At 67.0% G+C, this 2855-nt stretch carries 4 protein-coding genes; 3 read left to right on the top strand and 1 reads right to left on the bottom strand.

Going from position 1 to position 2855, the window contains the following annotated elements; genetic code table 11:
- The 3 genes from accB to aat form a co-directional block, all read left to right on the top strand.
- On the top strand, positions 1–284 hold a 284-nt coding region (accB, locus tag VN378_RS04250), incomplete at its 5' end, for an acetyl-CoA carboxylase biotin carboxyl carrier protein (RefSeq protein ID WP_325741293.1).
- A 4-nt stretch (positions 285–288) separates the two neighbouring features.
- On the top strand, positions 289–1641 hold the full coding sequence (gene accC / locus VN378_RS04245) for an acetyl-CoA carboxylase biotin carboxylase subunit (protein ID WP_325741292.1): 1353 nt from the start codon (positions 289–291) through the stop codon (positions 1639–1641).
- 7 nt (positions 1642–1648) lie between these two features.
- The gene (gene aat, locus VN378_RS04240) at positions 1649–2344 is read left to right on the top strand and encodes a leucyl/phenylalanyl-tRNA--protein transferase (RefSeq protein ID WP_325741290.1); all 696 of its coding nucleotides are present in this window, start codon (positions 1649–1651) and stop codon (positions 2342–2344) included.
- On the opposite strand, the gene VN378_RS04235 is transcribed toward aat, so the two are convergent.
- Positions 2311–2855, bottom strand: a 545-nt coding sequence (locus tag VN378_RS04235; RefSeq protein WP_325741288.1) for a DUF2155 domain-containing protein, incomplete at its 5' end; no start/stop codon positions are given. The two genes, aat and VN378_RS04235, sit on opposite strands and share 34 nt — an antisense overlap.

Below are 2855 nucleotides of genomic sequence, written 5' to 3'. Positions count from 1 at the left end.
CCCCCGCCTCCATGCCGTCCGATCCCGCCACCATCGTCGCCAGGCAAGGCGAAGAGGTGAAGTCGCCGATGGTCGGCACCGCCTATCTGCAGGCCTCGCCCGAAGCGCCGCCCTTCGTCAGCGTCGGCGACAAGGTCAAGAAGGGCCAGACCCTGCTGATCGTCGAGGCCATGAAGACGATGAACCCCATCCAGGCGCCGCGCGACGGGGTCGTGGTCGAGGTGCTGGTCGGCGACGCCCAGCCGGTCGAATTCGGCGAGCCCCTCGTCCTGCTCGAGGCGTAAGCCCATGTTCACCAAGGTCCTGATCGCCAACCGCGGCGAAATCGCCCTGCGGATCCATCGTGCGTGCAAGGAGATGGGCATTTCCACCGTCGCCGTGCATTCGGAAGCCGACCGCGGCGCGATGTGGGTGCGACTCGCCGACGAAAGCGTCTGCATCGGCCCGGCCCCGGCCGCCAAATCCTATCTGAACATCCCCTCGATCATCGCCGCGGCCGAAATCACCGGGGCCCAGGCCATCCATCCCGGCTACGGCTTCCTGTCCGAGAACGCCCGCTTCGCCGAGATCGTCGAAGCCCACGGAATGACCTTCATCGGGCCCAGGCCCGAGCACATCCGCATCATGGGCGACAAGATCACCGCCAAACAGACGGTGCTTGAGGCCGGCATCCCCTGCGTGCCCGGATCGGCCGGCGAGGTCGAGACCATCGAGGCCGCCATCGCCGCGTCGAAGACCATTGGCTTCCCCCTGATCGTCAAGGCCGCCGCCGGCGGCGGCGGGCGCGGCATGAAGGTGGCCCTGACCGCCGAAGATCTGGTCGAGGCCGTCCAGACCGCCCAGTCCGAGGCCCTCGCCGCCTTCGGCAACGGCGCCGTCTATATGGAGCGCTACCTCCAGAAGCCGCGCCATATCGAGCTTCAGGTCATCGCCGACAGTCACGGCAATGTCGTTCACCTCGGCGAACGCGACTGTTCACTGCAGCGCCGCCACCAGAAGGTTATGGAAGAGGCCCCCTCGCCCGCCCTCTCGGCGGCCGAACGTGTCGCCATCGGCGAAACCGTCAACAAGGCCATCGCCTCGATCGGCTACCTCGGCGTCGGCACCATCGAATTCCTCTGGGAAGACGGCGAGTTCTTCTTCATCGAGATGAACACCCGGCTGCAAGTCGAGCATCCGGTTACGGAAATGATCACCGGCGTCGATCTGGTACGCGAACAGATTCGCATCGCCGCCGGCCTGCCGCTGTCGTTCACCCAGGCCGATGTGACCTTCACCGGCCACGCCATCGAGTGCCGGATCAACGCCGAGAACGCCGAGACCTTCACCCCCTCGCCGGGCACGATTACCGACTTCCACGCCCCCGGCGGCCTAGGCGTGCGGCTGGATAGCGCCATCTACGCCGGCTATTCGATCCCGCCCTATTACGACAGCCTGATCGGCAAGCTGATCGTCCACGGCCGCGACCGCGAGGAATGCATCGCCCGCCTCAAGCGCAGCCTGAACGAGATGGTCGTGGGCGGCATCGACACCACCATTCCCCTGTTCCAGAAGCTGTTGCAGGAGCCGGACATTCTGTCGGGCGACTACGACATCCACTGGCTGGAAAACTGGGCCAAACGCCAGAAGGGCGACGCCTGACGGCGTGGTGGACGAGCCGGGGTTCAGCGCCAACGGCCCTTTCGGCGGCTTCGGGCCCGACGAACTGCTGCAGTGCTATGCGACCGGCGTGTTCCCGATGGGCGAAGGTCGGGACGACCCGCGGATATTCCTTGTCGAGCCCGAGCAGCGAGGGGTCATCCCGTTGGACGGCTTCCGCATCCCGACCCGTCTGAAGCGCACCGTCAGGTGCGAGCCGTTCGAAATCCGGGTCGACACCGCCTTTTCGGCTGTGCTCGACGCCTGCGCCGCACCCGGTCCCGGGCGCGAGGACAGCTGGATCAACGGCCCGATCCGGCGCCTTTACATGGAGCTTAACGCCCGCGGCCGAGCGCATTCCATCGAGTGCTGGCATGACGAGCGGCTGGCCGGCGGCCTGTATGGCGTCACTCTGGGCGGTGCCTTCTTCGGCGAGAGCATGTTCAGTCGGGAGAGGGACGCGTCAAAAGTGGCGTTGGTCCATCTGGTGGCCCGGCTCAAGCGCGGCGGGTGGCGACTGCTGGACACCCAATTCCTGACGCAGCACCTGAGTCAGTTCGGCGCCGTGGAAACGCCGCAAGCGGCCTATCTGAAGCTGCTGAAGGTCGCGCTGGGCGTCGAGCCGGACTCACGATCGTTGTTCCGGCCGATAACGGGAGCCGAGGCGGTCTTCTACGCCTTGCAGCCCACGACCCAGGCGTCATAGACGGGATGCTGAAGCCCGCTGACGGCGGGCGCCGAGGCGAACATCCAGCCACGGAAGATCTGACGCGGCTCGCTGACCTGGATCACGCCGCGAGGCTGCAGCGACACTTCCAGATAGGCGACGGCGTCGGACACCTGTTCGTCGGGCGCGGAGACCTCGCAGGCCCGGGCGGTGAAGATCAGGGTTTTCTGGAACCGCACGGGGCGGCCCCCGACCTCGACCTCGAACCGCATGGATTCGGCGGTGATCTTGTCGATGGCCTCGACAATGGCGACCCGGCGGCGCTGGCGGCGGGCCGGCTCGGCGGGCGTCTCCACGCGTTTGGCCGGAACGGCCTCGGCCTTTTCATCCTCGTTCTCGTCCTCGTCGATCTTGTCTTCGGCGATGATGATGGCGGGCGCCGGGGGCGTGACCGCGATCGGAGAGGCGGGTGCGGGCGTGCCTTCCGGGGCGGGTTCGACGGGCGCCGGCGGGGTCGGTTGGGCGTTCAGGGCCGCGGTCGGGTCCCGAA

The organism is Brevundimonas sp. (assembly GCF_035561115.1).
GTDB lineage: Bacteria > Pseudomonadota > Alphaproteobacteria > Caulobacterales > Caulobacteraceae > Brevundimonas.
This window is presented reverse-complemented; position numbering and strand designations above follow the sequence as displayed.